The sequence below is a fragment of the Stenotrophomonas sp. Marseille-Q4652 genome, assembly GCF_916618915.1.
GTDB lineage: Bacteria > Pseudomonadota > Gammaproteobacteria > Xanthomonadales > Xanthomonadaceae > Stenotrophomonas.
The window spans coordinates 2503633-2529525 of the sequence record NZ_CAKAKE010000001.1 but is presented as its reverse complement, the minus strand read 5'-3'; the positions used below and the strand labels follow the sequence as shown (position 1 = coordinate 2529525).

The following is a 25893-nucleotide window of genomic DNA, read 5'->3' as shown; positions in this document are numbered from 1 at the left end:
CCATGCGCCTGACCCTTACTCCCCTGATTGCCATGTGCGTGCTTGGCCTGGCCGCGTGCGGCTCGCAGGACAACGCCGCGGTCGAACAAGCCCCGGTCACCGCGCCGGCCACCGCCGATACCCAGCCGGCCGGCGACGAACACGCCAGCCATGACGCCGGCCAGGGCCAGGTGCTGGCCCGTGCCACGCTGCAGCCGACCAAGGACAGCCAGGTGCAGGGCACGATCGAGTTCATGCAGGTGGACGGCAAGCTGCACGCGATGGGCCAGGTCAGCGGCCTGGCGCCGCGCAGCGAGCACGGCTTCCACATCCACGAGAAGGGCGACTGCAGTGCGCCGGACGGCAGCAGCGCCGGTGGCCACTTCAACCCGGCCAGCCGCGACCACGGTTCGGTGACCGGCGAGGTCCACCACGGGGGTGACATGCCCAACATCGTGGCCGATGCCGACGGCAATGCCCGCGTGCATGGTCCGGTTTCGCCCAGCGTCAACATCGGCCAGGGCGACGGTGCCGACATCATCGGCCGCGGCCTGATCGTCCACGCCGATCCGGACGACTACACCACCCAGCCGACCGGCAACGCCGGTGCGCGCCTGGCCTGTGCGGTGATCGAGGCTGCGCAGTAAGCACGGTCCCGGCGGCGGCCACATCGCCGCCGCCGGGTTTCAGTAGTTGCGCCACAACCCGGGCGTGGCCAGCTCCAGCAGGTGCCGGTCCGGGTCGCGGAAATAGATGCTGTGGCCACCGGCGGGCCAGTCGGTGCGGCCTTCGATGCTGATGCCGAGGTCGGCCAGATGCCGTTCCCACGCGTCCAGCGCATCGCTGGCGATGGCAAAGGCCAGGTGCTGCTCGCCATCGCCCCCGTGCGGAGGAATCGTGCCGGACCGCATCCGCACGGTTTCCCCGGTACTGCCCCGTTCGAACAGCAGCAGCACCTGGGCCGGGGCCAGCGCATAGGCAGACAGGCGCGCGTCGTCGTGCATCGGCTCCAGGCCGAGCACATCGCGGTAGAAGCGGCGCGAGGTGTCCAGGTCGGCCACGTACAGCGCGGTTTCCAGTATCCCGTGCAGGGTAGGGGCGGGGGTGTGCATGCGGCGCTCCGGCAGTGACCTGCCTGCAGTGTGGCGCCGCGGGTGTGCAGCGGCGATGCACGCCGCTGCAGTGACAGGCCTCAGCTGGCCAGCAGCTGGCGTGCGTCCTGGCCGGCGTGCACGTGCACGTACAGCACGTCCAGGCCGTGGGCCTCGAGCACCGCGGCCATCTGCCGCTGGCGCATCAGGTACTGCTCGTACACCCGCTGCAGGCGCTCGCATTCGCCAGCGTCGTGGGCGTAGTAGGCGCACCAGCCGGCCGGATCGAACAGGGCCATGCGCACCTCGCCATTGGCATAGCGCAGCAGCGGCTCGGGGCCGTCCTGCAGCCATTCCTCGGCCTCGGGCTGCAGCATCGCCGCTTCCAGCAGCGGCCACAGCGCGGCCAGGCCCTGGTTGTCGTACTGCATCGACATCATCGCCACCAGGTCGTGCAGGGTCAGGTAGCGTGCGTGTTCGATCTGCGCGCCGAGCGCGCGCTGGGCGAGCAGGGCGGTATCGGCCTCGGCCATGCCCTGCGCCAGCAGCACGTCTTCCAGTGCGGTGGCCGCGTCCTGCACCTGCTGCGGATCGTTGCCGACCAGCGCGAACGGCAGAACGCGCAGGCAACCGCCGGTCAGCGCCGGATCGGCCTGCAGCGGCATCGGGATCTCGCCCTGCGCATCGGCACCGAAGGCCAGCAGCCGCGGGCCCTGGTCACGGCCGGGCGCGCGCTGCTGCAGTTCCAGCAGGCGACGGTGCACCGGCCAGCCGGGGCGCAGCACTTCGGCCGGATCGAAATGGGCACCGGCGAACACCAGTTCCATCCCGGCGACCTGCGGCACCAGCTTGGCCAGGTCGCGGCCCATGCGTTCGGCCAGTTCGCCGGCCTGCTCGGAAGACATCGCGGCCTGTTGCGGGGAGGCGCCACCGGCAAGTTCCAGCGCGAGCACGCCCAGGGCATGCATGCCGGTAAGGGGATTGGTCATGTTTCTCTGTTGGCCCATCACTGGGTGGAAGCTACACTTTCAACATTATGCCTGCCCCGTGTGCAGGCAGCGTTGCAGCCCCCTCCCTCCCTGTCAGGTATCCGCATGCCCAGCGCTCGTCCAGTCGCCATCCTCGGTGGCGTCCGCATTCCCTTCTGCCGCCAGAACACCGCTTATTCCGACGTCGGCAACCTCGGGATGTCGGTGCGCACGCTGGGTGCCCTGGTCGAGCGCTTTGGCCTGCACGGCCAGCAGCTGGGCGAAGTGGCGATGGGCGCGGTGATCAAGCATCCCTCGGACTGGAACCTGGGCCGCGAGGCCGCGCTGTCCTCGGGCCTGTCGCCGCTGACCCCGGGCATCACCATGCAGCGTGCCTGCGGCACCTCGCTGGACACCATCATCACCGTGGCCAACAAGATCGCCCTGGGCCAGATCGACTCGGGCATCGGCGGCGGTTCGGACACCACCTCTGACGTGCCGATCGTCTATGGCAAGAAGCTGCGCGCCCGCCTGCTGGCTGCCAATCGTGCCAAGACCACCGGCGACAAGTTCAAGGCCCTGGTGGGTGGCTTCAAGTTGGGCGAGCTCAAGCCCGAGTTCCCGGGCGTGGCCGAGCCGCGCACCGGCAAGAGCATGGGTGATCACTGCGAGGACATGGCCAAGCAGTGGAACATCAGCCGCCAGGAGCAGGACGCCTGGGCGGTGTCCTCGCACAAGAAGCTGGCCGCGGCCTATGACCGTGGTTTCTTCAGCGACCTGGTGGTGCCGTTCCGCGGCGTGGAGCGCGACAACATCCTGCGTCCGGACACCTCGCTGGAGAAGCTGGCCACGCTGAAGCCGGCCTTCGACAAGGTTTCCGGCCGCGGCACCCTGACCGCCGCCAACTCGACCCCGCTCACCGACGGCGCCTCGGCGGTGCTGCTGGCCAGCGAGGAGTGGGCCCGTGCCCATGGCCACGAGCCGCTGGCCTACCTGCGCGATGCGCACGTCTCGGCGGTGGACTTCGTGCATGGCGAAGGCCTGCTGATGGCCCCGACCGTGGCCGTGGCCGAGATGCTCAAGCGCAACAACCTGACCCTGCAGGACTTCGACATCTACGAAATCCACGAAGCCTTCGCCGCCCAGGTGCTGTGCACCCTGCGTGCGTGGGAGAGCGAGGATTACTGCCGCAACCGCCTTGGCCTGGACGCGCCGCTGGGCGCAATCGATCCGACGAAGATCAACCCGGTCGGTTCGTCGCTGGCCGCCGGCCATCCGTTCGCCGCCACCGGCGGCCGCGTGGTCGCCACTGCGGCCAAGCAGCTGGCCGAACGCGGCGGTGGCCGCGCGCTGGTCTCGATCTGCACCGCCGGCGGCATGGGCGTGGTGGCGATCATCGAGCGCTGAGCCGGTCGCTGACCGGGCAGCTACCGCTGACCGGCAAAAAGAAGGGCGCTTCCGCAGGGAAGCGCCCTTTTCATTTCCGGCCTGGATGGATCAGTCGTGCAGTCGCGGCAGCCCGTGTTCATCGCGCTGTTCGGGCAGCTGCGGGTGCAGCGCGTGTTCGGTCAGCACCAGCGGCGGCTCGCCGCGACGCTCGCGCAGGGCGTTGAGCAGGCACTGGCGCGCCAGCGTGTCCTCGCCACGGGCGGCATATCCCTCGCCCAGCGCTTCCCAGGCCGGGGCGCCGGCACCCTGTGCAGCGGCACGGTGCAGATAGGTCTCGGCCTGGGCCCAGTTGCCCTGCTGCTGTTCCAGCCGGGCCAAGGTCAGCAGCAGGCTGATGCTGGACGGCTGCGCCTGCAGCCAGCGTCCAGCGGTGGCGCTGCGTGCGTCCCAGCGCTGGCCGGGCAGGGAACCGTAGACCCTGACCAGCGACTCGTCCCAGCGCGTGTCCAGTGCGGTTTCCAGGCTGCGCATCGCCGGTTCCTCCCAGCCCAGCTCCGCGGCGCGGCGGGCATAGGCCGACACCACCACCGGATTCAGGCGCAGGGCCTTGGGCGTGGCCTCCCACTGCGTGGCCAGCGCGTTGACGTCGGCGGCCTCGTCCAGCGCCTGCGCGGCCAGGCGTACTTCCAGCGCCGCCAGCGCATCGGCCGGTAGCACCTGCTGCTGGCGCAGGGCGCCGAGCTGGCCGTAGGCCTCGGCCGCGCGACCGGCCTGGGCCAGGGCCTCGGTACGCAGCAGCACCCCGCGCGGCGGCAACGGCTGCGCGGCGGCAACGTCCAGCGCGTTGATCGCGTCGAGCGGACGCTGCTGGGCCAGCCAGCGTTCGGCGCTGAGCAGGGCGTGGTCGGTGGCATCGATCGAGGCCAGCTGCAGCAGGTGCTGGCTGGCGGCAGCCTGGTCACCCCGCGCCTCGGCGGCACGTACCGCTGCGATGGTGGCGGTCGATGCGGTTTCCGGGTGCTTGGCCGCGGCCAGCAGCAGGCGCTCGGCGCGCTGCCAGTGGCCGCGGTCCAGCGCCTGCAGGCCTTCCAGCAGGCGGGTGCGGTCCTGCTTGCGGCGGTAGCGGTTCCAGGCGCGCAGCGGCGACAGCAGCAGCGTCCACAGCAGCCACAGCACCACCAGGAAGATCACCAGCGCCAGCACCGCCTGCGGCAGCGTGGCGATGTAGTCGTTGCCACCTGCCTGTACCACCACCTGGCCCAGGTCGTACTGCTGCTGGTGGGCCAGCCATTGCGCGGCGAGGATGCCCACCGCGGCGACGAGCACGAGGATCAGCAGGGTGCGGAACGGCTTCATGGATCGTTTCTCCCGGTGCGCAAGGCGCGCAGTTGCTGCAGGGTGCTGCCCAGTTCCGGCAGCACCGGGTTGAGGTCCGCCTCGCGCAGGGCCCGCAGTTCGGCCTGGCGCGTGGCACGGGTCGGCGAATCAGGCCACAACCGCAGCAGCCAGGCTTCCACCCGCTCCAGCGCCTGGCGGTAGCCGTCGGCATCGCCGCGGGCCAGCGCCGCGCGAGCCAGGGTCAGTTCGACCTGCAGTGCATCCTGGGCGGCGAGGCGATCCGCACGCCCCACCAATACCGTGCCCTGCGTGGGCTGGATGCGAACAAGCGGTGACAGCAGCTGGTGCCACCACGGGGCCTTGGCATCGACCGGCGCCGGTTCGGGGACCTGCTGCAGGTCGCGACCCAGCTGCAGCAGCTGTTCGTCCAGCCGGGTGACCACGCCCGGGCCGAGGGCATCAAGCGCGGCGCGTTCCTGCATCAGCGCCTGGCGCAGGTTGAGGTCGCCGGGCTGGTCGATGCCGGCCAGCGCCTCGGCCGCCAGCGCGTACAGACGCCTGGCGCCTTCCAGGTCGCCGGCGTACTCCAGCCGCTGCTGGGCCTGGCGCAGCAGCAGTTCGGCTTCCTCGCGACGCAGGGCCGGCACGCTGCCACGATTGCTGGCCGCCAGCTGGGCGAGGTTGGCTTCCAGCAGCGCGCTGCGCTGGCCCAGCCCAAGCACCTCGTCGCGCAGCACGCGGTTGGTGGCGGCGGCGTCCTGGATGGCGCGGGCATTGGCGCGCTGGTCGCGGCGCAGGGCCTGGATGCTCTGCTCCAGTGCCTCCAGCTGGCGGGTGGTGGCCGCTTCGGCCAGCGTCGTGCGGGTCTGGTGCGCCTGCCACTGGCGGTGGCCATACCAGACCGCCAGCGCACAGGGCACGAGCAGGACAGCACCGGCCACCCACAGCCAGGTGCGGCGGGCGGGACGGGAAACGGGTTCATTCATCGGGCATCGGTCCTTGGTGCACCGCGCTGCCACGCGGTTGTGGCAAGGGCATGCGGCGCAAGGATCGCTGTCACCAGCCAACCCCGCAAGGGTTGGCCGGATCGGCCGGAGCTAGACCTTGGTCGCGACCCGTGTGGCAGCATCGGCCAGTTGCACCGGCATTGGCCCGGCAGCGGTATCGACCCGGGCAAATCCCAGGCCACGGGCCAGCTCGGCCAGGCGCGTGCTGGCCGCCACCACCGGCACCTGCTGCTGCCAGCGCCCCTGCAGTGCTGGCGGCAGTTGCGACCACACCCGTTCCAGCGCCTCGCTACTGCTGAGCGCCAGCACGGCCGGACCCTGCAGCTGTTCCAGCCTGGTCAGCGTGCGCGGTGACAACGGCAGCGGCACCCGCTGGTAGACGTTGGCGCGGATCAGCTCGGCGCCATGGCTTTCCAGGTAAGCGGCGATCACCCCGCGGCCGCCGGGTGCGGTAACCAGCGCCACCTGCCGTCCCCGTGGCGAGGCCAGCGGCGGCAGCGCCAGCAGGCCCTCACTGTCCATGCGCCCGGGCGCCACCACCCCGGCCACGCCGTGTCGACGCAGTGCCCTGGCGGTACCCGCACCGACTGCGAACACCGTGCCGCCGGTCGCGGCCAGTGGGGCCAGCCGTGCAGCGGCGGCCACCGCCGCCGGGCTGGTGAACACGATGCATCCGGCCTGCAGCGCCCGCGCCAGTTGTGCGCGGCTGGCGGCGTCGTCCAGCGTCTCCAGTCGCCACGGGGAAACAGCGATCACGCCCGCACCGACGCGTGCCGCGGCGCGCCGCATCGGGCCGTGCGCGTCCTGGGGGCGCAGCGAGATCAGCTGCCAGCGCGGACCGTGCGCCGGCGTACTTTCGCAACGAGCGTTCATTGCGGGCATTATGCGGGCCCGTCGTTGTCCCCGCTGCCGATGACCCCTGTTCCCGATTCAACTGTTCCCCCGGTCCAGCAACTGCAGGCCACGCTGTCGGCCATGCCGCCGGTAAAGGCGATGGGCATCGAGCTGCGCGGGTTTTCCGGCGACCAGCTGCAGCTGTCCGCGCCGCTGGCGGCCAACGTCAATGACAAGGGCAATGCCTTCGGCGGCAGCCTGGCCTCGGCCATGACCCTGGCCGGCTGGGCGCTGGTGACCCTGCGCCTGCGCCAGGCCGGCTTCGAGGCCGATGTCTATGTGGCCGACAGCCAGATCCGCTACCTCGCGCCGGTCTATGACGACCTGCTGGCCACCGCCACGGCCCTGCCTGGCGCGGACTGGGACGAGTTCCTGTCGACCTTCGGCCGACGCGGCCGCGCGCGGATCCCGGTGCGCGCGGTGATCGGTGAGGACGCCAGCCCTGCCGCCGAACTGGAAGGCCGCTTCGTGGCCATGGCCAGGGGTTAGGATGCTGCACCCCCGGACGAGGTTCGCCATGCGTCGCATCCTCCAGCTCGCCCTGCTGCTCCTGCTCGTCGCTGCCACCGGCGTCAGCCTCGCCGCGGGCCCGAACCGCAGCCAGCGCAACAAGCTGGCGCAGACCCAGGACGCCTACACCGCGGCGATCCGCTGGAGCGATTTCGAGACGGCGCTGGGCTTCATCGATCCCGAGCACCTGGCCAGCCACCCGCTGACCGAGCTGGAAATGGAGCGCTACCGCCAGCTGCAGGTATCCAGCTACCGCGAACGTGGCGCCGGCACCCTGCCCGATGGCTCGATCGAGCGCCGCATCGAGATCGGCGTGATCAACCGCAACACCCTGGCCGAACGCACCGTGCAGGGCCGCGAGGTCTGGCGCTGGGATGCACAGGCCAAGCGCTGGTGGCAGTCCGCCGGCCTGCCGGACCTGTGGAAAGGCCAGTAACGACAAGGTGACGCGGCGCGGGCTTGTGCGACAATCGGCGCCCGCTTATCGACCCGTGACCTGAGTGAATTACGAAGAGTTGCTGGCCTTCGCTGGCCGAAATCCGATGCTGTCCACCGCCCTGGTGGGACTGACCGTCGCCCTGGTGGCCACCGAGATCGCGCGCCTGTTCCGGGGTTACAAGTCGCTCAAGCCGGCCGAGCTGACCCTGCTGATCAACAACGGCGGCGCCGTGGTGCTGGACCTGTCGGCCAGCGCCGACTTCGAGAAGGGCCACATCGCCGGCAGCCGCAACGTGCTGCCAAGCCAGGCCAATGCCTCGCACAAGCTGCTGGCCAATGCCAGACAGTCGCCGGTGGTGCTGGTGTGCCGCAGCGGCGTGACCTCCCATTCGACCGCCAAGGCGTTGAAGAAGCAGGGTTTCGAGCAGGTCCACGTGCTCGAGGGCGGCGTGATGGCCTGGCAGGCCGCCGACCTGCCGCTGGTCAAGGGTCGCGCCTGAGCCGCGTCAAGGCGTTGTGAAGGCGACGGGCTGCCCCCATCGCTTTGCATGCAACAATCCCACTATCCGAAATTTGTAACTGGAGTCTTGAGAAATGTCCGAAGAGAACACCAACGGCGCCGTTGCCCCGGCTGAAGCCGCCACCGGCCCGGCGTTCACCATCGAAAAGATCTACGTCAAGGACGTTTCTTTCGAATCCCCGAATTCCCCGGCCATCTTCAATGAGAATGCGCAGCCGGAACTGCAGCTCAACCTCAACCAGCGCGTGCAGCGCCTGGCCGAGAACGCCTTCGAAGTGGTCCTCGGCGTGACCCTGACCTGCAAGGTCGGCGACAAGACCGCCTACGTGGCCGAAGTGCAGCAGGCGGGCGTGTTCGGCCTGATGGGCCTGGAGCCGCAGGCCATCGACGTGCTGCTCGGCACCCAGTGCCCGAACATCCTGTTCCCGTACGTGCGTTCGCTGGTGTCGGACCTGATCCAGGCCGGCGGCTTCCCGCCGTTCTTCCTGCAGCCGATCAACTTCGACGGCCTGTACGCCGAGACCCTGCGCCAGCGCCAGCAACAGGCCGAAGGCACCTCGCTGGCCGATTCCGAGCCGGCCGGCAACGCCTGATCGCCGCAGCGGATGAGTAGCAGTCCGGAGAAGATTGCCGTCCTCGGTGCCGGTTCCTGGGGCACCGCGTTGGCATCGCTGGTCGCCCGGCACGGTCATCCGACCGTGCTGTGGGGCCGTGATGCGGCGATGGCGGAGGCGATCGACCAGCGCCACGAGAACACCCGCTACCTGCCGGGCATCCCGTTGCCCGAGTCGCTGCGTGCCACCACCGACCTGGCCGAAGCCGTGCGTGATGCCGGCTGGATCCTGGTGGTGGTGCCCTCGCATGCGTTTGCCGAGACGGTGCGCGCGCTGGCGCCGCTGCGTCCGGCCGGCGCCGGCGTGGCCTGGGCGACCAAGGGCTTCGAACCCGGGTCGGGGCGTTTCCTGCACGAGGTCGCCCGCGAGGTACTGGGCGAGGACGTGCCGCTGGCGGTGGTCACCGGACCGTCGTTCGCCAAGGAAGTGACCCAGGGCCTGCCGACCGCGCTCACCGTGCATGGCGACGACGCGGAATTTTCCAGGCAGGTGGCCGAAGCCCTGCACGGCCCGGCCTTCCGTGCCTATACCGGCGACGACATGGTCGGTGCCGAACTTGGCGGGGCGATGAAGAACGTGCTGGCCGTGGCCACCGGCGTGGCCGATGGCATGCAGCTGGGCCTCAACGCCCGTGCTGGCCTGATCACCCGTGGCCTGAACGAGATGCTGCGGCTGGCCGCGGCGATCGGTGCCCGCCCGGAGACCCTGATGGGCCTGGCCGGCCTGGGTGACCTGGTGCTGACCTGCACCGGCGACCTGTCGCGCAACCGTCGCCTGGGCCTGGCCCTGGGCCGTGGCAAGGGCATCGAGGAAGCCGTGGCCGAGATCGGCCAGGTGGTCGAATCGATCCAGACCGCCGACGAGGTGATGCGCCAGGCCGAGCGCCATGGCATCGAACTGCCGATCTCCAACGCGGTGCGCAGGGTGCTGCATGGCGAGCTGAGCCCGGTCGATGGCCTGCAGCAGTTGCTGGCCCGCGAGCAGAAGCCGGAATACCCGGACACCCTGTTCCGCTGATCGAAACTGCGATGTGACAGCAGAAGGCCCCGGCAATGCCGGGCTTTCTTTTTGTTGCGGCCGGCAGCGGCGGTAGCCGAAGCCGGAAAAGAAGAAGCCCGGTCGATGACCGGGCTTCGATGGCGCGGGGGGAGAGAGTCGCGCGCCGTGAAACGTGTTGCGGTTTACCAGGTGAAGCGCGGGCCGACGAACCATTCCTTGTCGCCGCCCTTGGCCAGCTTCACTTCGCCGGACACACCCCAGTTGGCGTTGAACTTGGCCAGGCCACCGACGCGGCCGTAGAACTCGCCGTCCGGGTTGATGCCGTGCTTCTTGCTGTAGTCCTCGTAGCCGGCCAGGGCGTAGCCTTCGAACATCGGGGTGAAGGCGGTACGCACGCCGACTTCGGCGCTGTAGCCGTTGAAGTCCGGACCGTACTGCGGGTCGAACTTCTGGTAGGCGGCGCGGGCCAGCAGGTCGGTGGTGGGGGCGATCTGGTGGTTGTAGCCCACGCCCAGGCGCCACTGGTCGACGTCCACGTTGCCGAAATCGGTTTCCTGGTTGGTGTAGTCACCGAAGATGTGGAAGTTCGGAGCCACGGCCACCGAACCCTTGATGCCGAAGCCATCAGCGTCGCCGCCCTTGGCATCGGTGTTCACGTAACCGCCTTCCACGTAGTTGTAGGACAGGCCGTCGGCCGCAGAAGCAGCGAAGGGCAGGGTTGCCAGCAGGCCCAGGGCAAGCAGTGAATTCTTCATCGGGATCACCTTTCTTATTTGGATATCCGAGCGGTCCAGGCCGCTGCGGTGTTGTGAATTATCCGTTAGGGTGCCCAACTTCCCCTGAATATCAAACTGACCGGTACATAAATTACCGGCGCCAGGCGGGAACTTCTTCACGCGGTATTAAAACCGTGGGGTGCGGCTTCGGCTTGGCGATTGCAGCGCGCGCCCAGACCGGGAGCCGGGCCTAGCGCTGCTGCGACAGGTACTCGATCACCGCCCGACGGCGGGCCGGGTCCGAGGTGGAATTGACCATGCGGGTGCCGGGCACCACGCGGGTGGGCGAGTGCAGGAACTGTTCCAGCTGCTCGGCGTCCCAGATGATCTCGCTGCGGCGCATCGCATCGGTGTAGTCGTAGCCGGGCGCACTGCCGGCCTTGCGGCCGATCACCCCGTGCAGGTTGGGGCCGAAGCGGTGGCCCATCGCCGGGTCGGTGTCATGGCAGCCGGCGCAAACGGCGAAGGCACGGCGCAATTCGCGCTGGTGCGCATCCAGCCCTGCATCGGAATTGAATGCATCGCGCTGCCGGCAGGCCGGCAACAGCAGCACGAGTCCAAGCAGCAGCCAGGTGCTACGCGACATCTTTGTCCTTCCATCCGCCCGCCGCCGTGGCGGCGACGGGCCTGTTCATCCAATGGCCGCGGCTGCCAGTCAGCCGCGGCTGGTCGGCTTACATCGACGGGTAGTTCGGGCCGCCGCCGCCCTGCGGGGTTACCCAGACGATGTTCTGGGTCGGGTCCTTGATGTCGCAGGTCTTGCAGTGCACGCAGTTCTGCGCATTGATCTGCAGCCGCACGTCGCTGCCTTCGCCGACGAATTCGTAGACGCCGGCCGGGCAGTAGCGCGCTTCCGGGCCGCCGTAGGTGGCCAGGTTCACTGCCACCGGGATCGACGGATCCTTCAGGGTCAGGTGGCTGGGCTGGTCCTCGTCGTGGTTGGTCGAGGACAGGAACACCGAGCTGAGGCGGTCGAAGGTCAGCACGCCGTCGGGCTTGGGATAGGTGATCTTCGGGTGCTGGTCGGCCGGTTCCAGGCACTCGTGGTCGGCCTTGGTGCGGTGGATGGTCCAGGGCGCATTGCGGATGCCGAGCTTGGGCAGCAGCCACTGTTCGATGCCGGTCATCAGCGTGGCCACGGTGCGGCCCTTCTTGAACCACTGCTTGAAGTTCTTGGCCTGCAGCAGCTCGGCGTGCAGCCAGCTCTTCTCGAAGGCTTCCGGATAGGCGGCCAGCTCGTCGCGCGAACGACCGGCGGCCAGCGCCTCGAACGCGGCCTCGGCGGCCAGCATGCCGGTCTTGATCGCGGCGTGGCTGCCCTTGATGCGGCTGGCATTGAGGTAGCCGGCCTCGCAGCCGACCAGCGCGCCGCCCGGGAACACGGTCTTGGGCAGCGACAGGATGCCGCCGGCGGTGATCGCACGCGCGCCGTAGGCGATGCGCTTGCCGCCTTCCAGGTGCCTGGCGATGGCCGGGTGGGTCTTGAAGCGCTGGAACTCCTCGAACGGGCTCAACCAGGGATTTTTGTAGTCCAGCCCGACCACGAAGCCGACCGCGATCTTGCCGCCCTCGGCGTGGTACAGGAACGAGCCGCCATAGGTGTCGCTGTCCAGCGGCCAGCCGGCGGCGTGGACCACCAGGCCCGGCTCGTGCCTGGCCGGATCGGCCTGCCACAGCTCCTTGATGCCGATACCGTAGGACTGCGGGTCACGGCCTTTGTCGAGCTTGAAGCGGCTGATCAGCTGGCGGCCGAGGTGGCCGCGCGAGCCTTCGGCAAACACGGTGTATCTGGCGTGCAGCTCCATGCCGCGCTCGAAGTTCGGGCCCGGGGTACCGTCCTTGCCGATGCCCATGTCGCCGGTGGCCACGCCCATCACCGCGCCGGCCTCGTCGTAGAGCACCTCGGCGGCGGCAAAGCCCGGGAAGATCGCCACTTCCAGCGCCTCGGCCTGTTGCGCCAGCCAGCGGGTGACCTCGCCCAGCGAGACGATGTAGTTGCCCTCGTTGTGGAAGCACTCCGGCAGCAGTGCCTGCGGGGTGGCCTTGGCGCCGGTTTCGTCCAGGAACAGGAACTCGTCGCGGGTGACCGCCTGCTTCAGCGGTGCGCCCTTTTCCTGCCAGTCGGGGAACAGCTCGGACAGGGCGCGCGGATCCATCACCGCGCCGGACAGGATGTGGGCACCGGGCTCGGACCCCTTTTCCAGCACGCAGACGCTCAGTTCCTGACCTTTCTCAACGGCCAGCTGGCGCAGGCGGATGGCCGTGGCCAAGCCGGCCGGACCGGCGCCGACCACCACTACGTCGAATTCCATGGCTTCACGTGGCGGCAGGGCGGAGGCAGCGTCAGTATTCATGCGATGCGGGGCTCATGGTTGGGGCCGCCGAAAGGGGCGGGGACCTGTGGAAGGGGACGTACCGTTACTGGTTGCAACGGCCGACATGACTGGATTCTCGCCGAGGATGGCGTCGCGCTCCACCCTTGATGGCCGATGATCCGTCATCGCGATGCGATGACGCCGCCGCGCAGGGGCGCAAACCGGGCGGTCGAGCATGATCGCCGCCGGCCTGCAATGATCGGCCGCCTTGCCTTCGTCCGGGCTTGTGGCCAGCATCGGGGCCTGCCCATCGCTTCGCGAGCCGTGCCCATGCCCCTGAACCCGGTTGACCTGTTCGATGTCGCTTCCCTGCTCACTGACGAAGAGCGCGCGGTGCAGCAGAGCGTGGCGCGCTTCACCGACGAGCGGGTGCTGCCGATCATCGGTGACTGCTTCGATGCGGGCCGCTTTCCGGCCGAGCTGGTGCCGGAGATTGCCGGCCTCGGCCTGCTCGGTTCCACCCTGCCCGAGCAGTACGGCGGTGCCGGGCTCAACGCGGTCAGCTACGGCCTGATCTGCCAGGAGCTGGAGCGCGGCGACTCGGGCCTGCGCAGCTTCGTCTCGGTGCAGAGCTCGCTGTGCATGTACCCCGTCTACGCCTACGGCAGCGAGGAGCAGCGCCTGCGCTGGCTGCCGGACATGGCCGCCGGCAGGGTGATCGGCTGCTTCGGCCTGACCGAGGCCCACGGCGGCTCGGACCCGGCCAGCATGAAGACCCACGCCAGGAAGGACGGCGGGGACTGGGTGATCAACGGCGCCAAGATGTGGATCACCAACGGCACCATCGCCGACATCGCCATCGTCTGGGCGAATACCGACGACGGCGTGCAGGGCTTCGTGGTGGAGAAGGGCACGCCCGGCTTCAGCGCGCAGGAGATCAAGCACAAGATGAGCCTGCGCGCCTCGGTGACCGGTGCGCTGTTCTTCGACAACGTGCGCGTGCCCGAGGCCAACCGCCTGCCCAACGTGAACGGCCTCAGGGGCCCGCTGGGCTGCCTGACCCAGGCCCGCTACGGCATCAGCTGGGGTCCGATCGGCGCGGCCCAGGCCTGCCTGCGCGAAACCCTGGCCTACAGCCAGGAGCGCATCCTGTTCGGACGGCCGCTGGCGGCCACGCAGAGTGCGCAGATCAAGCTGGCGGAGATGGCCCGGCGCATCACCACCGCGCAGCTGCTGGCGCTGCAGCTGGGCCGGCTCAAGGAGGCCGGCACGATGCAGCCGCAGCAGGTCTCGCTGGCCAAGTGGAACAACTGCCGGATGGCGATCGACATCGCCCGCGAGTGCCGCGACCTGCTGGGTGGGGCGGGTATCACCACCGAGCACGGCGCGATCCGGCATGCGCTTAACCTGGAATCGGTGATCACCTACGAGGGCACGGAAACCGTGCACCAGCTGGTGATCGGCCGCGAGCTGACCGGGATCAACGCGTTCTGACTGGAGCTGGCCCCGCGCCAGGCGGGGCCGGGTGGTCAGGCGCCGCCGGCAAAGCCGTGCTGGCGCCATGCCTCGAACACCACCACCGCCACGGTGTTGGACAGGTTGAGGCTGCGGTTGTCCGGGCGCATCGGCAGGCGCAGGCGCCGCCCGTCGGGCAGTGAATCGAGCAGGTCCTGCGGCAGGCCGCGGGTCTCCGGGCCGAACAGGAAGGCATCGCCATCGGCGAAGGAAACGCTGTCGTAGCGGACGCTGCCGCGGGTACTCAGGGCGAACAGGCGCCGGGGCTGGATGCGTTCCAGCGCGGTCTCCAGATCCGGGTGGACCTGCATCCGCGCGTACTCGTGGTAGTCCAGCCCGGCGCGCTTGAGCTGCCGGTCGCTGAGGTCAAAGCCCAGCGGCTCTATCAGGTGCAGCCGCGCGCCGGTATTGGCACACAGGCGGATCACGTTGCCGGTATTCGGCGGGATTTCCGGTTGGAACAGCAGGACATCGAAGGTGGGCGCGGCAGTCATCGGCGCAGTTTACGCCGGCCCCGCTCCCGGATCGGGAGCGAGGACTCAGTGCTTGACCAGCTGCGCGGCGGCTTCGACGACCAGGCCATGGAGATGCACCGGCACCGGGCGGACCGCCGGCAGCACGGCCGACAGCTGGGCCAGGGCGGCGGCGATGGCAGCCGAGCCAACCGAGCCAGTGCCCTGCGAGGCCGTTTCGGCGGCCAGGGCCTGGCGCTGTTCGGCCGACGGGCGGACCTCGACGGCGGCCAGGGTCACGACCGACTCGCGGGCGGCCTGTTCGTTGGCCAGTTCGACCACCTGGCCGACGGTCGGGCGGACCTGCACGGAGGCCAGGGTGGGGATGTCGCTGGCCAGTTCGTGCTGGCGCTGGGCGATCTGCTCGGCCGACGGACGGACCTGCACGGTTTCCAGGGTCACGATGCGGTCAGAAGCCTGCGCGGTCGAAACCAATCCGGCGGCGAGGGCGATGGAGATGGCGAAGGACTTAGCGTTCATGCTGCACCTGTTTAGTGTTGGTGACCAGTGGTGTGGTAGTAAGGTAGTACACCGAAACTCGAGGCGCAAGGGAAATTTTCAATTCCTGCGTTTCGTTAAGCATCCAGTCAGCTTTTGTCTGAATGCCGTTTCGGCATGATTTCCTGACGCAGGATGCGTGCCAACCGCAAGTAATTGATTTCCTGACGATTTATCCGCGCCTCCAGTGTCCGCACGCTGTCCGGCCGTCCGCCGGGCCCAAGGGCGGACAGCCTCGGACGCCCGCAGGCCGCTCGGAAGGGGTGGGCGGGTACCCGTGACTGCCGACCGATGTGCGGCCGCCGGTTAACCGGCTAGCATTCCGGTCCCTTTCATCAGCAAGGACAAAGGAATGACCGTCATTCGCCCTGCCGCACTGGCCCTGGCCCTCTCCGCGGCGCTGCTTGGAGGCGCGGCCTTCGTGCCGGCCCCGGCCCTGGCCAAGGCCAAGTCCTCCGTGGCCTCCGTGGACATTCCTTATGAGGAATTCACCCTGCCCAACGGCCTGCGCGTGGTGGTGCACACCGACCGCAAGGCGCCGGTGGTGGCGGTCAACATCTGGTACCACGTCGGTGCCAAGGACGAGCCGGCCGGTCGCACCGGTTTCGCGCACCTGTTCGAACACCTGATGTTCCAGGCCAGCGAGAACCACCGCGGCGAGTTCTTCGAACCGTTCAAGCAGGTCGGCGTCACCGACCAGAACGGCACCACCAATACCGACCGCACCAACTACTTCCAGAACGTGCCGACCACCGCGCTGGACATGGCGCTGTGGATGGAATCCGACCGCATGGGCCACCTGCTCGGCGCGGTCGACCAGGCGGCGCTGGATGAACAGCGCGGCGTGGTCCAGAACGAAAAGCGCCAGGGCGAGAACCAGCCCTATGGCCAGGTCTGGGACAAGCTGACCCGCGCGCTGTACCCGGCGGGCCACCCGTACCACCACGGCGTCATCGGCTCGATGAACGACCTCAATGCCGCCTCGCTGGAAGACGTCAAGAACTGGTTCCGGACCTGGTATGGCCCGAACAACGCGGTGCTGGTGCTGGCCGGCGACATCGACGTCAAGACCGCCAGGGAAAAGGTGGCCAGGTACTTCGGCGACATCCCGGCCGGCCCGACCATGGCGCAGCCGGCGGTCAACGTGGCCAAGCGCGATGCCGACACCCGCGAGGTGATGGCCGACAAGGTGCCGCAGGCCCGCATCTACCGCGCCTGGAACGTGGCCCAGACCGGCACCGTGGACATCGACCAGCTGCAGTTGTTCGCGCGCGTGCTTGGCGGTGCCAAGTCCTCGCGTCTGGACCAGCGCCTGCTGCACAACGACAAGCTGGTGGACAACATCAGCGCCGGCGCCTATGCCTCGCAGCTGGGCTCGAACTTCATCGTGATGGCCACCGTGAAGCAGGGCGTGGACCCGGCCCGGGTCGAGCAGATCATCGACGAGGAAATCCGCCGCCTGATCAATGAAGGCCCGAGCGCCGACGAGCTGGCCCGCGCCAAGACCGCGTTCCGCTCCGGCTTCATCCGTGGCATCGAGCGCATCGGCGGCTTCGGCGGCAAGGCCGACGCGCTGGCCGAATGCGCCGTGTACGAGGGCGATCCGGGTTGCTTCCGCACCTCGCTGGCCAACATCGACAAGTCCACCGCCGCCGACATCAAGGCCGTGGCCGGCAAGTGGCTGGACGTGGGCAGCCACACCATCGTGGTCGAGCCGGGCGAGCGTACCCCGCTGGCCGAGCTGCCGTCGGAAACCCCGGCGCCGTTCCAGATGCCGACGGTCGATCCGAAGTACACCACCACCCCGGCCCAGGTCGACCGCAGCGCCGGTGTGCCGAAGACCGAGAAGTTCCCGGAGCTGAAATTCCCGGCCCTGCAGCGCGCCACGCTGAAGAACGGCACCCAGCTGATCCTGGCCGAGCGCCATGACATCCCGGTGGTGCAGCTGAGCTACCAGTTCGATGGCGGCTTCACCGCCGACCAGGGCCGCAAGCCCGGCACCGCCAGCTTCACCATGAACATGCTCAACGAAGGCGCGGGCGAGCTTGGTTCGCTGGCCTTCGCCGATGCCGCCGATGCGCTGGGCGCCCGTTTCGGCACCGGTGCCTCGCTCGATGGCGCGACCATCTACGGCTCGGCGCTGAAGGAGAACCTGGCGCCGTCGCTGGCCCTGTTCGCCGACCTGCTGCGCAAGCCGCGCTTCGATCAGCACGAGATCGACCGGGTCAGGGCGACCTGGATCGCCGGCATCAAGCAGGAGAAGGTGCAGCCCAACGCGATGGCCATGCGCGTGCTGCCGCCGCTGCTGTACGGCGCCGGCCATCCGTACGCCATCCCGTTCACCGGCAGCGGTGACGAGGGCGCGATCGCCGCGCTGGGCCGCGAGGACCTGGTGCAGTTCCACAAGGACTGGATCCGTCCGGAAGGTGCCACCCTGGTCGTGGTCGGCGACACCACGCTGAAGGAGATCGTGCCGCTGCTCAACCGCGTGCTCGGCGACTGGAAGGGTGAAGGCCCGGCCCCGAAGGTGCCGGCCCCGGCCGAAGTCGCGCGTCCGTCCACGCCGCGCATCTACCTGATGGACCAGCCCGGCTCGGTGCAGGCCAACCTGATCGTCGGCCAGGTGGTGCCCTCGAGCATGGATCCGGGCTCCATCCGCTTCGACATGGCCAACGGCGTGCTGGGCGGTGACTTCACCTCGCGCCTGAACATGAACCTGCGCGAGGACAAGCACTGGTCCTACGGCGTGCGCGCCTCGGCCAGCAACACGCTGGGCCAGCGCCCGTGGATGACGATGGCGCCGGTGCAGATCGACAAGACCGCCGAGTCGCTGCAGGAGCTGCATCGCGAGATCACCGAATTCGCCACCGGCCAGCGTCCGCCGACCGATGCCGAAGTCGCCCGCATCCGCGCCATCCAGACCCTGAGCCTGCCCGGCGCCTACGAGACCGCCGCCGCGGTGATGAGCACCATCGCCAGCAACGTGCGCTACCAGCGCCCGGATGACTACGTGTTCAAGCGCAAGGCCGAGATCGAGTCGCTGACCGCGGCCGACGTGGCCGAAGCGGCCAAGGCGCTGGACCCGAACGCCCTGACCTGGGTGGTGGTGGGTGACCTCAAGCAGACCGAAGCGCCGATCCGCGCCTTGGGCCTTGGCGAGGTAAGCATCGTCGACGCCGACGGCAAGCCGGTCACGTCCACGGCCGCTTCCAAGTAAAGTGCAGACCCGCCGCCGCCTGCCCCCGTGCAGGCGGCGGCACAGCACCGATTCATCCGCCGGCGGCACAATCCGCCCAGTTCCCTGCCAAGGTCTTCCCATGCGCGCACTGCTTGTTTCCGCCCTGATCGCCGCCACCGCCACCGCCTGCACCTGGGTGCCGATCGAGACCGCCGGCAAGGCCGTGCAGGTGCTGCCCGCCGGGCCGATCCCGGGTGGCTGCCAGCTCAAGGGCGAGATCGTCGTCTCGGTGAAGGACAAGGTCGCCTTCTACAACCGCAATGCGCTGCGCGTGCAGGAAGAACTGGAAACCCTGGCCCGCAACGAGGCGCCCAGCGCCGGCGCCAACGCCGTGCAGGCCGCGGCCGCGCCGTCGGACGGCAGCCAGCGCTTCAAGGCCTACAGTTGCCCGCGCCGCTGAGCGCGTTTCCATACGCCCGGGCGTGAATTCGTAAAGATGCGGTGAAAACGGGCAGGGGCTAGAATAGTGCCCCCTTCGCCGACGCTTTGGCGCTATCCCGATGCTTTTCAAGAATGTCTCGATCGCGGGACTGGCGCACATTGATGCGCCGCATACGCTGACTTCCAAGGAAATCAACGAGCGCTTGCAGCCGACGATGGATCGTCTGGGCATCCGCACCGACGTACTCGGCGACATCGCCGGCATCCACGCCCGCCGCCTGTGGGACGCCGACATGCAGGCCTCCGACGCCGCCACCCTGGCCGCGCGCCAGGCGCTGGAAGATGCCGGCATCGGCGCCGACAAGCTCGGCCTGCTGGTCAACACCTCGGTCAGCCGCGACTACCTGGAGCCGTCCACGGCCAGCATCGTGTCCGGCAACCTGGGCACCGGCGACCAGTGCATGAGCTTTGACATCGCCAACGCCTGCCTGGCCTTCATCAACGGCATGGACGTGGCTGCACGCATGCTCGAGCGGGGCGACATCGACTACGCGCTGATCGTCGACGGCGAAACCTCGAACCTGGTCTACGAAAAGACCATCGAGCGCATGACCGCCCCGGACGTGACCGCCGAGGACTTCCGCAACGAACTGGCGGCGCTGACCACCGGTTCGGGCGCCGCGGCGATGGTGCTGGCACGTACCGAGCTGGTCCCGGAAGCCCCGCGCTACAAGGGCGGCGTGACCCGTTCGGCCAACGAATGGAACAAGCTGTGCCTTGGCAACCTGGACCGCATGGTCACCGACACCCGCATGCTGCTGATCGAAGGCATCAAGCTGGCGCAGAAGACCTTCGTCGCCGCCAAGGCCGGCCTCGGCTGGGCGGTGGAGGAGATCGACCAGTTCGTGATCCACCAGGTCAGCCAGCCGCACACCAATGCCTTCATCAAGTCCTTCGGCATCGACCCGAAGAAGGTGATGACCATCTTCGGTGAGTACGGCAACATCGGCCCGGCCAGCGTGCCGATCGTGCTGAGCAAGCTGCGCCAGCTGGGCAAGCTCAAGAAGGGCGACCGCGTCGCGCTGATGGGCATCGGCTCGGGCCTGAACTGCTCGATGGCCGAAGTGGTCTGGTAAGCGCCAGATCCCGACGAAACACAGGGCCGGTTCTGCCGGCCCTTTTTGCAGGTGCGATCTGATGAGCCAGTTCCCCGGTTACCCGAGCACGACCCACCGCTTCGAAGTGCGTCCCGGCATTTGGATGAACTACGTCGACCAAGGCCCGCGCGACGGCGAGGTGGTGGTGATGCTGCACGGCAATCCGTCGTGGAGCTACCTGTGGCGCCACCTGGTCAACGGGCTGAGCGACACGTACCGCTGCATCGTGCCGGACCACATCGGCATGGGCCTGTCGGACAAGCCCGATGACAGCCGCTACGACTACACCCTGCAGTCGCGCGTGGATGACCTGACCGCACTGCTCGACCATCTGGGCATCACCGGTCCGATCACCCTGGCCGTGCACGACTGGGGCGGCATGATCGGGTTTGGCTGGGCGCTGGGCCACCATCACCAGGTCAAGCGCCTGGTGATCACCAACACCGCCGCCTTCCCGATGCCGGCCGACAAGAAGATGCCGTGGCAGATCGCGCTGGGCCGCCACTGGAAGCCCGGCGAGTGGCTGATCCGCACCTTCAATGCGTTCTCCGCCGGTGCCTCGTGGCTGGGCGTGAGCCGCCGCATGCCGGCCGACGTGCGCCGTGCCTACGTCGCCCCGTACGACAACTGGGACAACCGCATCTCGACCATCCGCTTCATGCAGGACATCCCGCTGGGGCCGGAAGACCGTGGCTGGTCGCTGCTGACCCGTGCCGGTGAAGCGCTGCCTTCGTTTGCCGACCGCCCGGCGTTCATCGCCTGGGGCCTGCGTGACATCTGTTTCGACTACCCGTTCCTGCGCACTTTCCGCCAAGCGCTGCCGGATGCGCAGGTGATGGCCTTCGAGGATGCCAACCACTACGTGCTGGAAGACAAGCACGAAGTGATCGTGCCGGCGGTGCGCGAGTTCCTGCAGCGCCATCCGCTGGACTGAGGCACTGCCGAGGACGTCGCGCCGTCGTGTTGGCGTGGCGCAACTCCGCAGGTGTCAGGCCGCGATCGGCGTGGTCGGCGGCGACGAAGGGCTGTTGCCGTTGTCGTCGGGATGGTCGTCGTCGTTGTCGGCGCCATCGCGCCAGCGCCAGTCGGCCGGGGTCAGTGCTGCCATGCCATGGGCGATGCGCGCGCGGTCGCACTGCGAGCTGGGCTTGCCGTATTCCCACGAGGCATCGACCTCGCGGCACACGCTGGGCCGGTTGGGATGGATGCTGCAGCGTGAATACACCCCGATCTCCGCATCCAGCGCCACGCAGCGGATCGGATCGGAATGGGTACCGCGCATGCACAGGCGATGCGGGTCCAGCGTCTGGGTCAGCTGGTGCGGCACGCCGCCTTCGGTGACTTCGTCCGACTCCATCCAGTGGAAGGCGACCCGGTACTGGGTACAGCAGGCACCACAGGTAAGGCAGGGATGGGGCATGGGGATACCGGCCGTGGGCGGCAGCGAACAGGAGGGAGGCGGCGATTTTCCACGCGTGCCGGCGCCGCGCAAGATTTTTCTGCAGCGGCGACAATAGCCCGATGAACGAGCCCTGCAACATCGCCGCCCGCCTGCCACAACTGGCGCGCGAGCGGCCGGACCAGGTCGCCATCCGCTGCCCCGGCCGCCGCGCCCAGGGCAACGGCCTGGCCGCCTACGACGTCACCCTCGACTACCGCACCCTGGACCGCCGCAGCGATGCGATCGCCGCCGGTCTGGTCGCCCATGGCATCGGCCGCGGCGTACGCGCCGTGGTCATGGTGCGGCCGTCGCCGGAGTTCTTCCTGCTGATGTTCGCGCTGTTCAAGGTCGGCGCGGTGCCGGTGCTGGTCGATCCGGGCATCGACAAGCGCGCGCTGCGGCAGTGCCTGGACGAGGCGCAGCCGCAGGCCTTCATCGGCATCCCGCTGGCGCAGCTGGCGCGGCGGCTGCTGGGCTGGGCGCGCAGCGCCACCCGCATCGTCACCGTGGGCGGACGCTGGGGCTGGGGCGGGACCACGCTGGCCCGGCTGGAAGCCCGCGGTGCCGGAGCGGGCAGCCAGCTGGCGGCCACCGACCCGGACGAGGTCGCCGCGATCCTGTTCACCTCCGGCTCGACCGGCGTGCCCAAGGGGGTGGTCTACCGCCACCGCCATTTCCTCGGCCAGGTCGAGCTGCTGCGCAATGCCTTCGGCATGGAGCCGGGCGGGGTGGACCTGCCGACCTTCCCGCCTTTCGCGTTGTTTGATCCGGCGCTGGGGCTGACCAGCGTGATCCCGGACATGGACCCGACCCGGCCGGCCAGCGCCAATCCGCGCCGGCTGCACGATGCGATCGCCCGCTTCGGCGTGACCCAGCTGTTCGGCTCGCCGGCGCTGATGCGGGTGCTGGCCGACTACGGCCGGCCGCTGCCCGGCGTGCGCCGGGTGACCTCGGCCGGTGCGCCGGTGCCACCGGATGTGGTGGCCAGGATCCGCACCCTGCTGCCGGAAGACGCGCAGTTCTGGACGCCGTATGGCGCCACCGAGTGCCTGCCGGTGGCGGTGATCGAGGGCCGCGAGCTGGAGTCCACCCGCGAGGCGACCGAAGCCGGCGCCGGCACCTGCGTCGGTGCGGTGGTCGCGCCGAACGTGGTGCGCATCATCGCCATCGACGACCGCCCGATTGCGCAGTGGGTTGATGTGCGTGAGCTGCCGGCCGGCCAGGTTGGCGAGATCACCGTCGCCGGGCCGACCGCCACCGACAGCTATTTCAACCGCGAGGCCGCCACCGCCGCAGCCAAGATCCACGAGACCCTGGCAGATGGCAGCGGGCGCATCGTCCATCGCATGGGCGACGTGGGCTATTTCGATGCCGAGGGTCGGCTGTGGTTCTGCGGCCGCAAGACCCAGCGCGTGGAGGCGGCCGATGGACCGCTGTACACCGAGCAGGTCGAGCCGGTGTTCAACACCCATCCGCAGGTGCGGCGCACCGCACTGGTTGGCGTGGGTGCGCCCGGCGCGCAGCGACCGGTGCTGTGCGTGGAGTTGGCCAGGGGCGTCGATGCCTCCGCGTGGCCGCAGGTCGAGGCGCAGCTGCGCCAGCTCGGCGCACGCCATGCGCATACCGCGCGCATCGGCTGTTTCCTGCGGCACAAGGGCTTCCCGGTGGACATCCGCCACAACGCCAAGATCGGGCGCGAGAAACTCGGCGCCTGGGCAAGCGAGCAATTGAAGGACAAGGCATGAAGATCCTGGTCACCGGTGGTGGCGGATTCCTGGGCCAGGCGCTGTGCCGCGGGCTGGTTGAGCGCGGGCACCAGGTGCTCAGCTTCAACCGTGGCCACTACCCGCAGCTGCAGGCGCTGGGCGTGGGCCAGATCCGTGGCGACCTGGCCGATGCCAATGCGGTCCGCCATGCCGCGGCGGGTGTCGATGCGGTCTTCCACAACGCCGCCAAGGCCGGCGCGTGGGGCAGCTACGACAGCTACTTCCAGGCCAACGTGGTCGGCACCCGCAACGTGTTGGCGGCCTGTCGCCAGCATGGCATCGGCCGGCTGGTCTACACCTCCACCCCGAGCGTGACCCACCGCGCCACCCATCCGGTGGAAGGCCTGGGCGCCGACGAGGTGCCGTACGGCGAGAACTTCCAGGCGCCGTATGCGGCGACCAAGGCGATCGCCGAGCAGGAAGTGCTGGCCGCCAACGATGCAAACCTGGCCACCGTTGCGCTGCGTCCGCGCCTGATCTGGGGTCCGGGCGACCAGCAGCTGGTGCCGCGCCTGGCAGAGCGTGCGCGCGCCGGCCGCCTGCGCTTCGTCGGCGATGGCCAGAACAAGATCGACACCACCTACATCGACAACGCCGCGCAGGCGCACTTCGATGCGTTCGAAAACCTGGCCGTGGGCGCGGCCTGCGCCGGCAAGGCCTACTTCATTTCCAACGGCGAACCGCTGCCGATGCGCGACCTGCTCAACCGGCTGCTGGCCGCTGTCGGCGCGCCCGGCGTTGAACGTTCGATCAGCTTCAAGGCGGCCTACCGCATCGGTGCGGTGTGCGAACGGCTGTGGCCGCTGCTGCGCCTGCGCAGCGAGCCGCCGATGACCCGCTTTCTCGCCGAGCAGCTTTGTACGCCGCACTGGTACAGCATGGAGCCGGCGCGCCGCGACTTCGGTTACGTGCCGAGGGTGTCGATCGAGGAAGGCCTGCGCCGCCTCGGAGAGGCGAGCACGCCTGCGTAATCCAGCAAAGGTATGCATTGACGCACGGATCACAACACTGAAATTTTGATGGCCTCGTGTTGCGGCCGTCACCCGATGACGACTCACCTCCTTGGACTATGGCGCCGTGCCAAACCGACCCGCAACCACCCAAGGGACCCCGCCATGCTGCATTACGCCGTCATCTTCTTCGTGATCGCCATCATTGCCGCCGTGCTTGGTTTCAGCGGCATCGCTGGCGCCGCCGGCAATATCGCCTGGATCCTGTTCGTCGTCTTCCTCATCCTTGCCGTGGTGTCGCTGTTCCGCCGCAAGGTATGACGATGCGGGCCGCACCGGTTGCCGGTGCGGCCCGCTTCCGTTCCAGGTTTGTAGCCTTTCGAATTACATCGAGCTGCGCAGCGCCCTGTCGGCCGCATGCCGCTCCAGTGCCAGTTCCAGCAGGCGCGTGATCAGCGCGCTGTAACCCAGCCCGCTGGCCCCCCACAATTTCGGATACATGCTGATCTTGGTGAAACCAGGCAGTGTGTTGATCTCGTTGATCACCACCTCGCCTTCCGGGGTCAGGAACACATCCACCCGCGACAGGCCGGCGCAGTCCAGCGCCTGGTAGGCGCGTACCGCGATCTGGCGGATCTTCTCCTGCGCCTCGGCGGAAATGTCGGCCGGCACCACGATGTCCGCGCCGCTCTCGCTGATGTACTTGGTGTCATACGAGTAGAAGTCGTCATGCACGACGACCTCGCCGCACACGCTGGCTTCGGGCAGCTCGTTGCCCAGCACCGCACATTCGATCTCGCGGCCACTGATGGCCGATTCCACCAGCACCTTGTGGTCGAACGAGAGCGCCAGTTCCATCGCCTGGCGGAACTCGGCCTCGTTGCGTGCCTTGCTCACGCCCACCGACGAACCCTGGTTGGCCGGCTTGACGAACAGCGGCAGGCCCAGCCTGTCGACCACCGCCTGGTAGTCGGCGGTGGCCGTGGTAATGCGGTTGAAGCACAGGAACGGGGCAACGTTGAGTCCGGCATCGCGCAGCAGGCGCTTGGCCACGTCCTTGTCCATCGCCGCCGCCGAGCCGAGCACGCTGGAACCGACGAAGGGCAGGTTGGCCATGCGCAGCAGGCCCTGCAGCGAACCGTCCTCGCCCAGCGTGCCATGCACGATCGGGAACACCACGTCGATCTGCTCCAGCACCGCGGCCGCATCGACCGGCACCAGCTGCCGGCGCTCGCGGCCCGGCATCACCGCCAGTTCCTGGCCGGACACGTTCAGCGCGATCCGCGCCGGGTCGTCGGCATTGAGCAGGAAGTCGGCCGGGTCGCACAGGTGCCACAGGCCCTGCTTGTCGATGCCGATCAGGGTCACGTCGAAGCGCTGCTTGTCCAGCGCATCGACGATGTTCTTCGCCGATTGCAGCGAGACCTCGTGCTCGGCCGAACGACCGCCGAAGATGATGCCGACGCGGGTCTTGCCCATGGACTTGCTGCTCCTGACGCTATCGATGAGGGGTGCATAGCATGAACCTTCCGGCCGCCGGCTGCGCGCCTGGCGCGGGCGCGCGCACGATCCGGCGATGGCGGGCAGGTAGAATGCG

27 protein-coding genes are annotated in these 25893 nt (G+C 68.7%); 15 read left to right on the top strand and 12 right to left on the bottom strand.

Translation table 11 applies throughout. The features are described 5' to 3' along the window. Positions 1–2 precede the first annotated feature (2 nt). A complete protein-coding gene (locus LG380_RS12055) occupies positions 3–626 on the top strand; it encodes a superoxide dismutase family protein (RefSeq protein ID WP_225765410.1) in 624 nt (207 codons plus the stop codon). Between the two features lie 39 nt (positions 627–665). Here LG380_RS12055 and LG380_RS12050 read toward each other — a convergent pair whose 3' ends face one another. Together LG380_RS12050 and LG380_RS12045 are read right to left on the bottom strand one after the other, a co-directional pair. Continuing rightward, positions 666–1091 (bottom strand): VOC family protein, encoded by a 426-nt coding sequence (locus LG380_RS12050; protein ID WP_225765409.1) that lies wholly within the window; start codon positions 1089–1091, stop codon positions 666–668. Between the two features lie 80 nt (positions 1092–1171). Then, complete coding sequence (locus LG380_RS12045; protein ID WP_225765408.1) at positions 1172–2077, bottom strand: hypothetical protein; 906 nt, start codon at positions 2075–2077, stop codon at positions 1172–1174. Positions 2078–2164: 87 nt separating this feature from the next. Between LG380_RS12045 and LG380_RS12040 the strand changes: the two genes are divergently transcribed. Further along, positions 2165–3445 carry an acetyl-CoA C-acetyltransferase gene (locus LG380_RS12040; RefSeq protein WP_225765407.1) on the top strand — a complete coding sequence of 427 codons (1281 nt, stop codon included), beginning with the start codon at positions 2165–2167 and terminating at the stop codon, positions 3443–3445. Between the two features lie 90 nt (positions 3446–3535). Here LG380_RS12040 and LG380_RS12035 read toward each other — a convergent pair whose 3' ends face one another. The 3 genes from LG380_RS12035 to LG380_RS12025 form a co-directional block, all read right to left on the bottom strand. Continuing rightward, positions 3536–4783: a heme biosynthesis HemY N-terminal domain-containing protein gene (locus LG380_RS12035; protein ID WP_225765406.1), complete on the bottom strand. Its 1248-nt coding sequence runs from the start codon at positions 4781–4783 to the stop codon at positions 3536–3538. Then, a complete protein-coding gene (locus tag LG380_RS12030) occupies positions 4780–5751 on the bottom strand; it encodes a uroporphyrinogen-III C-methyltransferase (RefSeq protein WP_225765405.1) in 972 nt (323 codons plus the stop codon). The genes LG380_RS12035 and LG380_RS12030 overlap by 4 nt, the downstream gene beginning before the upstream one ends. 111 nt (positions 5752–5862) lie before the next feature. Next, entirely contained in the window at positions 5863–6645 is a 783-nt protein-coding gene (locus tag LG380_RS12025) for a uroporphyrinogen-III synthase (RefSeq protein WP_225765404.1), read from the bottom strand. A 39-nt stretch (positions 6646–6684) separates the two neighbouring features. Between LG380_RS12025 and LG380_RS12020 the strand changes: the two genes are divergently transcribed. From LG380_RS12020 to LG380_RS12000, 5 genes are all read left to right on the top strand, one after another. After that, positions 6685–7155 carry a YiiD C-terminal domain-containing protein gene (locus tag LG380_RS12020; protein WP_225765402.1) on the top strand — a complete coding sequence of 157 codons (471 nt, stop codon included), beginning with the start codon at positions 6685–6687 and terminating at the stop codon, positions 7153–7155. A gap of 28 nt (positions 7156–7183) precedes the next feature. After that, entirely contained in the window at positions 7184–7612 is a 429-nt protein-coding gene (locus LG380_RS12015) for a hypothetical protein (protein WP_225765400.1), read from the top strand. A gap of 64 nt (positions 7613–7676) precedes the next feature. Then, a complete protein-coding gene (locus LG380_RS12010; RefSeq protein ID WP_225765399.1) occupies positions 7677–8114 on the top strand; it encodes a rhodanese-like domain-containing protein in 438 nt (145 codons plus the stop codon). 94 nt (positions 8115–8208) lie between these two features. Continuing rightward, positions 8209–8727 carry a protein-export chaperone SecB gene (secB, locus tag LG380_RS12005; RefSeq protein ID WP_225765398.1) on the top strand — a complete coding sequence of 173 codons (519 nt, stop codon included), beginning with the start codon at positions 8209–8211 and terminating at the stop codon, positions 8725–8727. Positions 8728–8739: 12 nt separating this feature from the next. Next, entirely contained in the window at positions 8740–9765 is a 1026-nt protein-coding gene (locus tag LG380_RS12000; protein WP_225765397.1) for an NAD(P)H-dependent glycerol-3-phosphate dehydrogenase, read from the top strand. Positions 9766–9929: 164 nt separating this feature from the next. Here the strand turns inward: LG380_RS12000 and LG380_RS11995 are convergent, their stop codons facing one another. From LG380_RS11995 to LG380_RS11985, 3 genes are all read right to left on the bottom strand, one after another. Continuing rightward, positions 9930–10502 (bottom strand): Ax21 family protein, encoded by a 573-nt coding sequence (locus tag LG380_RS11995; RefSeq protein ID WP_225765396.1) that lies wholly within the window; start codon positions 10500–10502, stop codon positions 9930–9932. A 211-nt stretch (positions 10503–10713) separates the two neighbouring features. Next, entirely contained in the window at positions 10714–11109 is a 396-nt protein-coding gene (locus LG380_RS11990; RefSeq protein WP_225765395.1) for a c-type cytochrome, read from the bottom strand. 88 nt (positions 11110–11197) lie between these two features. Continuing rightward, positions 11198–12877: an electron transfer flavoprotein-ubiquinone oxidoreductase gene (locus LG380_RS11985; protein WP_225765394.1), complete on the bottom strand. Its 1680-nt coding sequence runs from the start codon at positions 12875–12877 to the stop codon at positions 11198–11200. A gap of 291 nt (positions 12878–13168) precedes the next feature. Here LG380_RS11985 and LG380_RS11980 point away from each other — a divergent pair, with 291 nt between their 5' ends. Further along, positions 13169–14332, top strand: a complete 1164-nt coding sequence (locus tag LG380_RS11980) for an acyl-CoA dehydrogenase family protein (protein WP_225765393.1) — start codon at positions 13169–13171, stop codon at positions 14330–14332. Between the two features lie 35 nt (positions 14333–14367). On the opposite strand, the gene trmL is transcribed toward LG380_RS11980, so the two are convergent. After that, entirely contained in the window at positions 14368–14847 is a 480-nt protein-coding gene (gene trmL / locus LG380_RS11975; protein WP_225765392.1) for a tRNA (uridine(34)/cytosine(34)/5-carboxymethylaminomethyluridine(34)-2'-O)-methyltransferase TrmL, read from the bottom strand. Between the two features lie 45 nt (positions 14848–14892). Then, entirely contained in the window at positions 14893–15345 is a 453-nt protein-coding gene (locus LG380_RS11970; RefSeq protein ID WP_225765391.1) for a hypothetical protein, read from the bottom strand. A 370-nt stretch (positions 15346–15715) separates the two neighbouring features. On the opposite strand from LG380_RS11970, the gene LG380_RS11965 reads away from it, so the two are divergent. The 4 genes from LG380_RS11965 (at position 15716) to LG380_RS11950 (ending at position 21073) form a co-directional block, all read left to right on the top strand. Further along, the gene (locus LG380_RS11965; RefSeq protein ID WP_225765390.1) at positions 15716–18580 is read left to right on the top strand and encodes a pitrilysin family protein; all 2865 of its coding nucleotides are present in this window, start codon (positions 15716–15718) and stop codon (positions 18578–18580) included. A 100-nt stretch (positions 18581–18680) separates the two neighbouring features. Next, on the top strand, positions 18681–19001 hold the full coding sequence (locus LG380_RS11960; RefSeq protein ID WP_225765388.1) for a DUF4156 domain-containing protein: 321 nt from the start codon (positions 18681–18683) through the stop codon (positions 18999–19001). A gap of 100 nt (positions 19002–19101) precedes the next feature. Next, the gene (locus LG380_RS11955; protein ID WP_225765386.1) at positions 19102–20118 is read left to right on the top strand and encodes a 3-oxoacyl-ACP synthase III; all 1017 of its coding nucleotides are present in this window, start codon (positions 19102–19104) and stop codon (positions 20116–20118) included. A gap of 61 nt (positions 20119–20179) precedes the next feature. Next, the gene (locus LG380_RS11950; protein ID WP_225765384.1) at positions 20180–21073 is read left to right on the top strand and encodes an alpha/beta fold hydrolase; all 894 of its coding nucleotides are present in this window, start codon (positions 20180–20182) and stop codon (positions 21071–21073) included. Between the two features lie 54 nt (positions 21074–21127). On the opposite strand, the gene LG380_RS11945 is transcribed toward LG380_RS11950, so the two are convergent. Beyond that, a complete protein-coding gene (locus tag LG380_RS11945) occupies positions 21128–21559 on the bottom strand; it encodes a YkgJ family cysteine cluster protein (protein ID WP_225765382.1) in 432 nt (143 codons plus the stop codon). A gap of 101 nt (positions 21560–21660) precedes the next feature. Between LG380_RS11945 and oleC the strand changes: the two genes are divergently transcribed. From oleC to LG380_RS11930, 3 genes are all read left to right on the top strand, one after another. Beyond that, positions 21661–23325 carry an olefin beta-lactone synthetase gene (oleC, locus tag LG380_RS11940; RefSeq protein ID WP_225765380.1) on the top strand — a complete coding sequence of 555 codons (1665 nt, stop codon included), beginning with the start codon at positions 21661–21663 and terminating at the stop codon, positions 23323–23325. Next, a complete protein-coding gene (gene oleD / locus LG380_RS11935; protein WP_225765378.1) occupies positions 23322–24317 on the top strand; it encodes a 2-alkyl-3-oxoalkanoate reductase in 996 nt (331 codons plus the stop codon). Before oleC ends, oleD begins: the two co-directional genes overlap by 4 nt. A gap of 144 nt (positions 24318–24461) precedes the next feature. Then, positions 24462–24617, top strand: coding sequence for a DUF1328 domain-containing protein (locus tag LG380_RS11930; RefSeq protein WP_225765376.1), 156 nt, complete (start codon positions 24462–24464; stop codon positions 24615–24617). 63 nt (positions 24618–24680) lie between these two features. Here the strand turns inward: LG380_RS11930 and ddlA are convergent, their stop codons facing one another. Then, a complete protein-coding gene (gene ddlA / locus LG380_RS11925) occupies positions 24681–25775 on the bottom strand; it encodes a D-alanine--D-alanine ligase (protein WP_225765374.1) in 1095 nt (364 codons plus the stop codon). Positions 25776–25893 lie beyond the last annotated feature (118 nt).

Excerpts from the sequence above, each read along its gene's own strand:
- LG380_RS12055 (WP_225765410.1), top strand. The coding sequence starts at position 3 with ATGCGCCTGACCCTTACTCCCCTGATTGCCATGTGCGTGCTTGGCCTG.
- LG380_RS12050 (WP_225765409.1), bottom strand. The coding sequence starts at position 1,091 with ATGCACACCCCCGCCCCTACCCTGCACGGGATACTGGAAACCGCGCTG.
- LG380_RS12045 (WP_225765408.1), bottom strand. The coding sequence starts at position 2,077 with ATGGGCCAACAGAGAAACATGACCAATCCCCTTACCGGCATGCATGCC.
- LG380_RS12040 (WP_225765407.1), top strand. The coding sequence starts at position 2,165 with ATGCCCAGCGCTCGTCCAGTCGCCATCCTCGGTGGCGTCCGCATTCCC.
- LG380_RS12035 (WP_225765406.1), bottom strand. The coding sequence starts at position 4,783 with ATGAAGCCGTTCCGCACCCTGCTGATCCTCGTGCTCGTCGCCGCGGTG.
- LG380_RS12030 (WP_225765405.1), bottom strand. The coding sequence starts at position 5,751 with ATGAATGAACCCGTTTCCCGTCCCGCCCGCCGCACCTGGCTGTGGGTG.
- LG380_RS12025 (WP_225765404.1), bottom strand. The coding sequence starts at position 6,645 with ATGAACGCTCGTTGCGAAAGTACGCCGGCGCACGGTCCGCGCTGGCAG.
- LG380_RS12020 (WP_225765402.1), top strand. The coding sequence starts at position 6,685 with ATGACCCCTGTTCCCGATTCAACTGTTCCCCCGGTCCAGCAACTGCAG.
- LG380_RS12015 (WP_225765400.1), top strand. The coding sequence starts at position 7,184 with ATGCGTCGCATCCTCCAGCTCGCCCTGCTGCTCCTGCTCGTCGCTGCC.
- secB (WP_225765398.1), top strand. The coding sequence starts at position 8,209 with ATGTCCGAAGAGAACACCAACGGCGCCGTTGCCCCGGCTGAAGCCGCC.
- LG380_RS12000 (WP_225765397.1), top strand. The coding sequence starts at position 8,740 with ATGAGTAGCAGTCCGGAGAAGATTGCCGTCCTCGGTGCCGGTTCCTGG.
- LG380_RS11995 (WP_225765396.1), bottom strand. The coding sequence starts at position 10,502 with ATGAAGAATTCACTGCTTGCCCTGGGCCTGCTGGCAACCCTGCCCTTC.
- LG380_RS11990 (WP_225765395.1), bottom strand. The coding sequence starts at position 11,109 with ATGTCGCGTAGCACCTGGCTGCTGCTTGGACTCGTGCTGCTGTTGCCG.
- LG380_RS11985 (WP_225765394.1), bottom strand. The coding sequence starts at position 12,877 with ATGAATACTGACGCTGCCTCCGCCCTGCCGCCACGTGAAGCCATGGAA.
- LG380_RS11980 (WP_225765393.1), top strand. The coding sequence starts at position 13,169 with ATGCCCCTGAACCCGGTTGACCTGTTCGATGTCGCTTCCCTGCTCACT.
- trmL (WP_225765392.1), bottom strand. The coding sequence starts at position 14,847 with ATGACTGCCGCGCCCACCTTCGATGTCCTGCTGTTCCAACCGGAAATC.
- LG380_RS11970 (WP_225765391.1), bottom strand. The coding sequence starts at position 15,345 with ATGAACGCTAAGTCCTTCGCCATCTCCATCGCCCTCGCCGCCGGATTG.
- LG380_RS11965 (WP_225765390.1), top strand. The coding sequence starts at position 15,716 with ATGACCGTCATTCGCCCTGCCGCACTGGCCCTGGCCCTCTCCGCGGCG.
- LG380_RS11960 (WP_225765388.1), top strand. The coding sequence starts at position 18,681 with ATGCGCGCACTGCTTGTTTCCGCCCTGATCGCCGCCACCGCCACCGCC.
- LG380_RS11955 (WP_225765386.1), top strand. The coding sequence starts at position 19,102 with ATGCTTTTCAAGAATGTCTCGATCGCGGGACTGGCGCACATTGATGCG.
- LG380_RS11950 (WP_225765384.1), top strand. The coding sequence starts at position 20,180 with ATGAGCCAGTTCCCCGGTTACCCGAGCACGACCCACCGCTTCGAAGTG.
- LG380_RS11945 (WP_225765382.1), bottom strand. The coding sequence starts at position 21,559 with ATGCCCCATCCCTGCCTTACCTGTGGTGCCTGCTGTACCCAGTACCGG.
- oleC (WP_225765380.1), top strand. The coding sequence starts at position 21,661 with ATGAACGAGCCCTGCAACATCGCCGCCCGCCTGCCACAACTGGCGCGC.
- oleD (WP_225765378.1), top strand. The coding sequence starts at position 23,322 with ATGAAGATCCTGGTCACCGGTGGTGGCGGATTCCTGGGCCAGGCGCTG.
- LG380_RS11930 (WP_225765376.1), top strand. The coding sequence starts at position 24,462 with ATGCTGCATTACGCCGTCATCTTCTTCGTGATCGCCATCATTGCCGCC.
- ddlA (WP_225765374.1), bottom strand. The coding sequence starts at position 25,775 with ATGGGCAAGACCCGCGTCGGCATCATCTTCGGCGGTCGTTCGGCCGAG.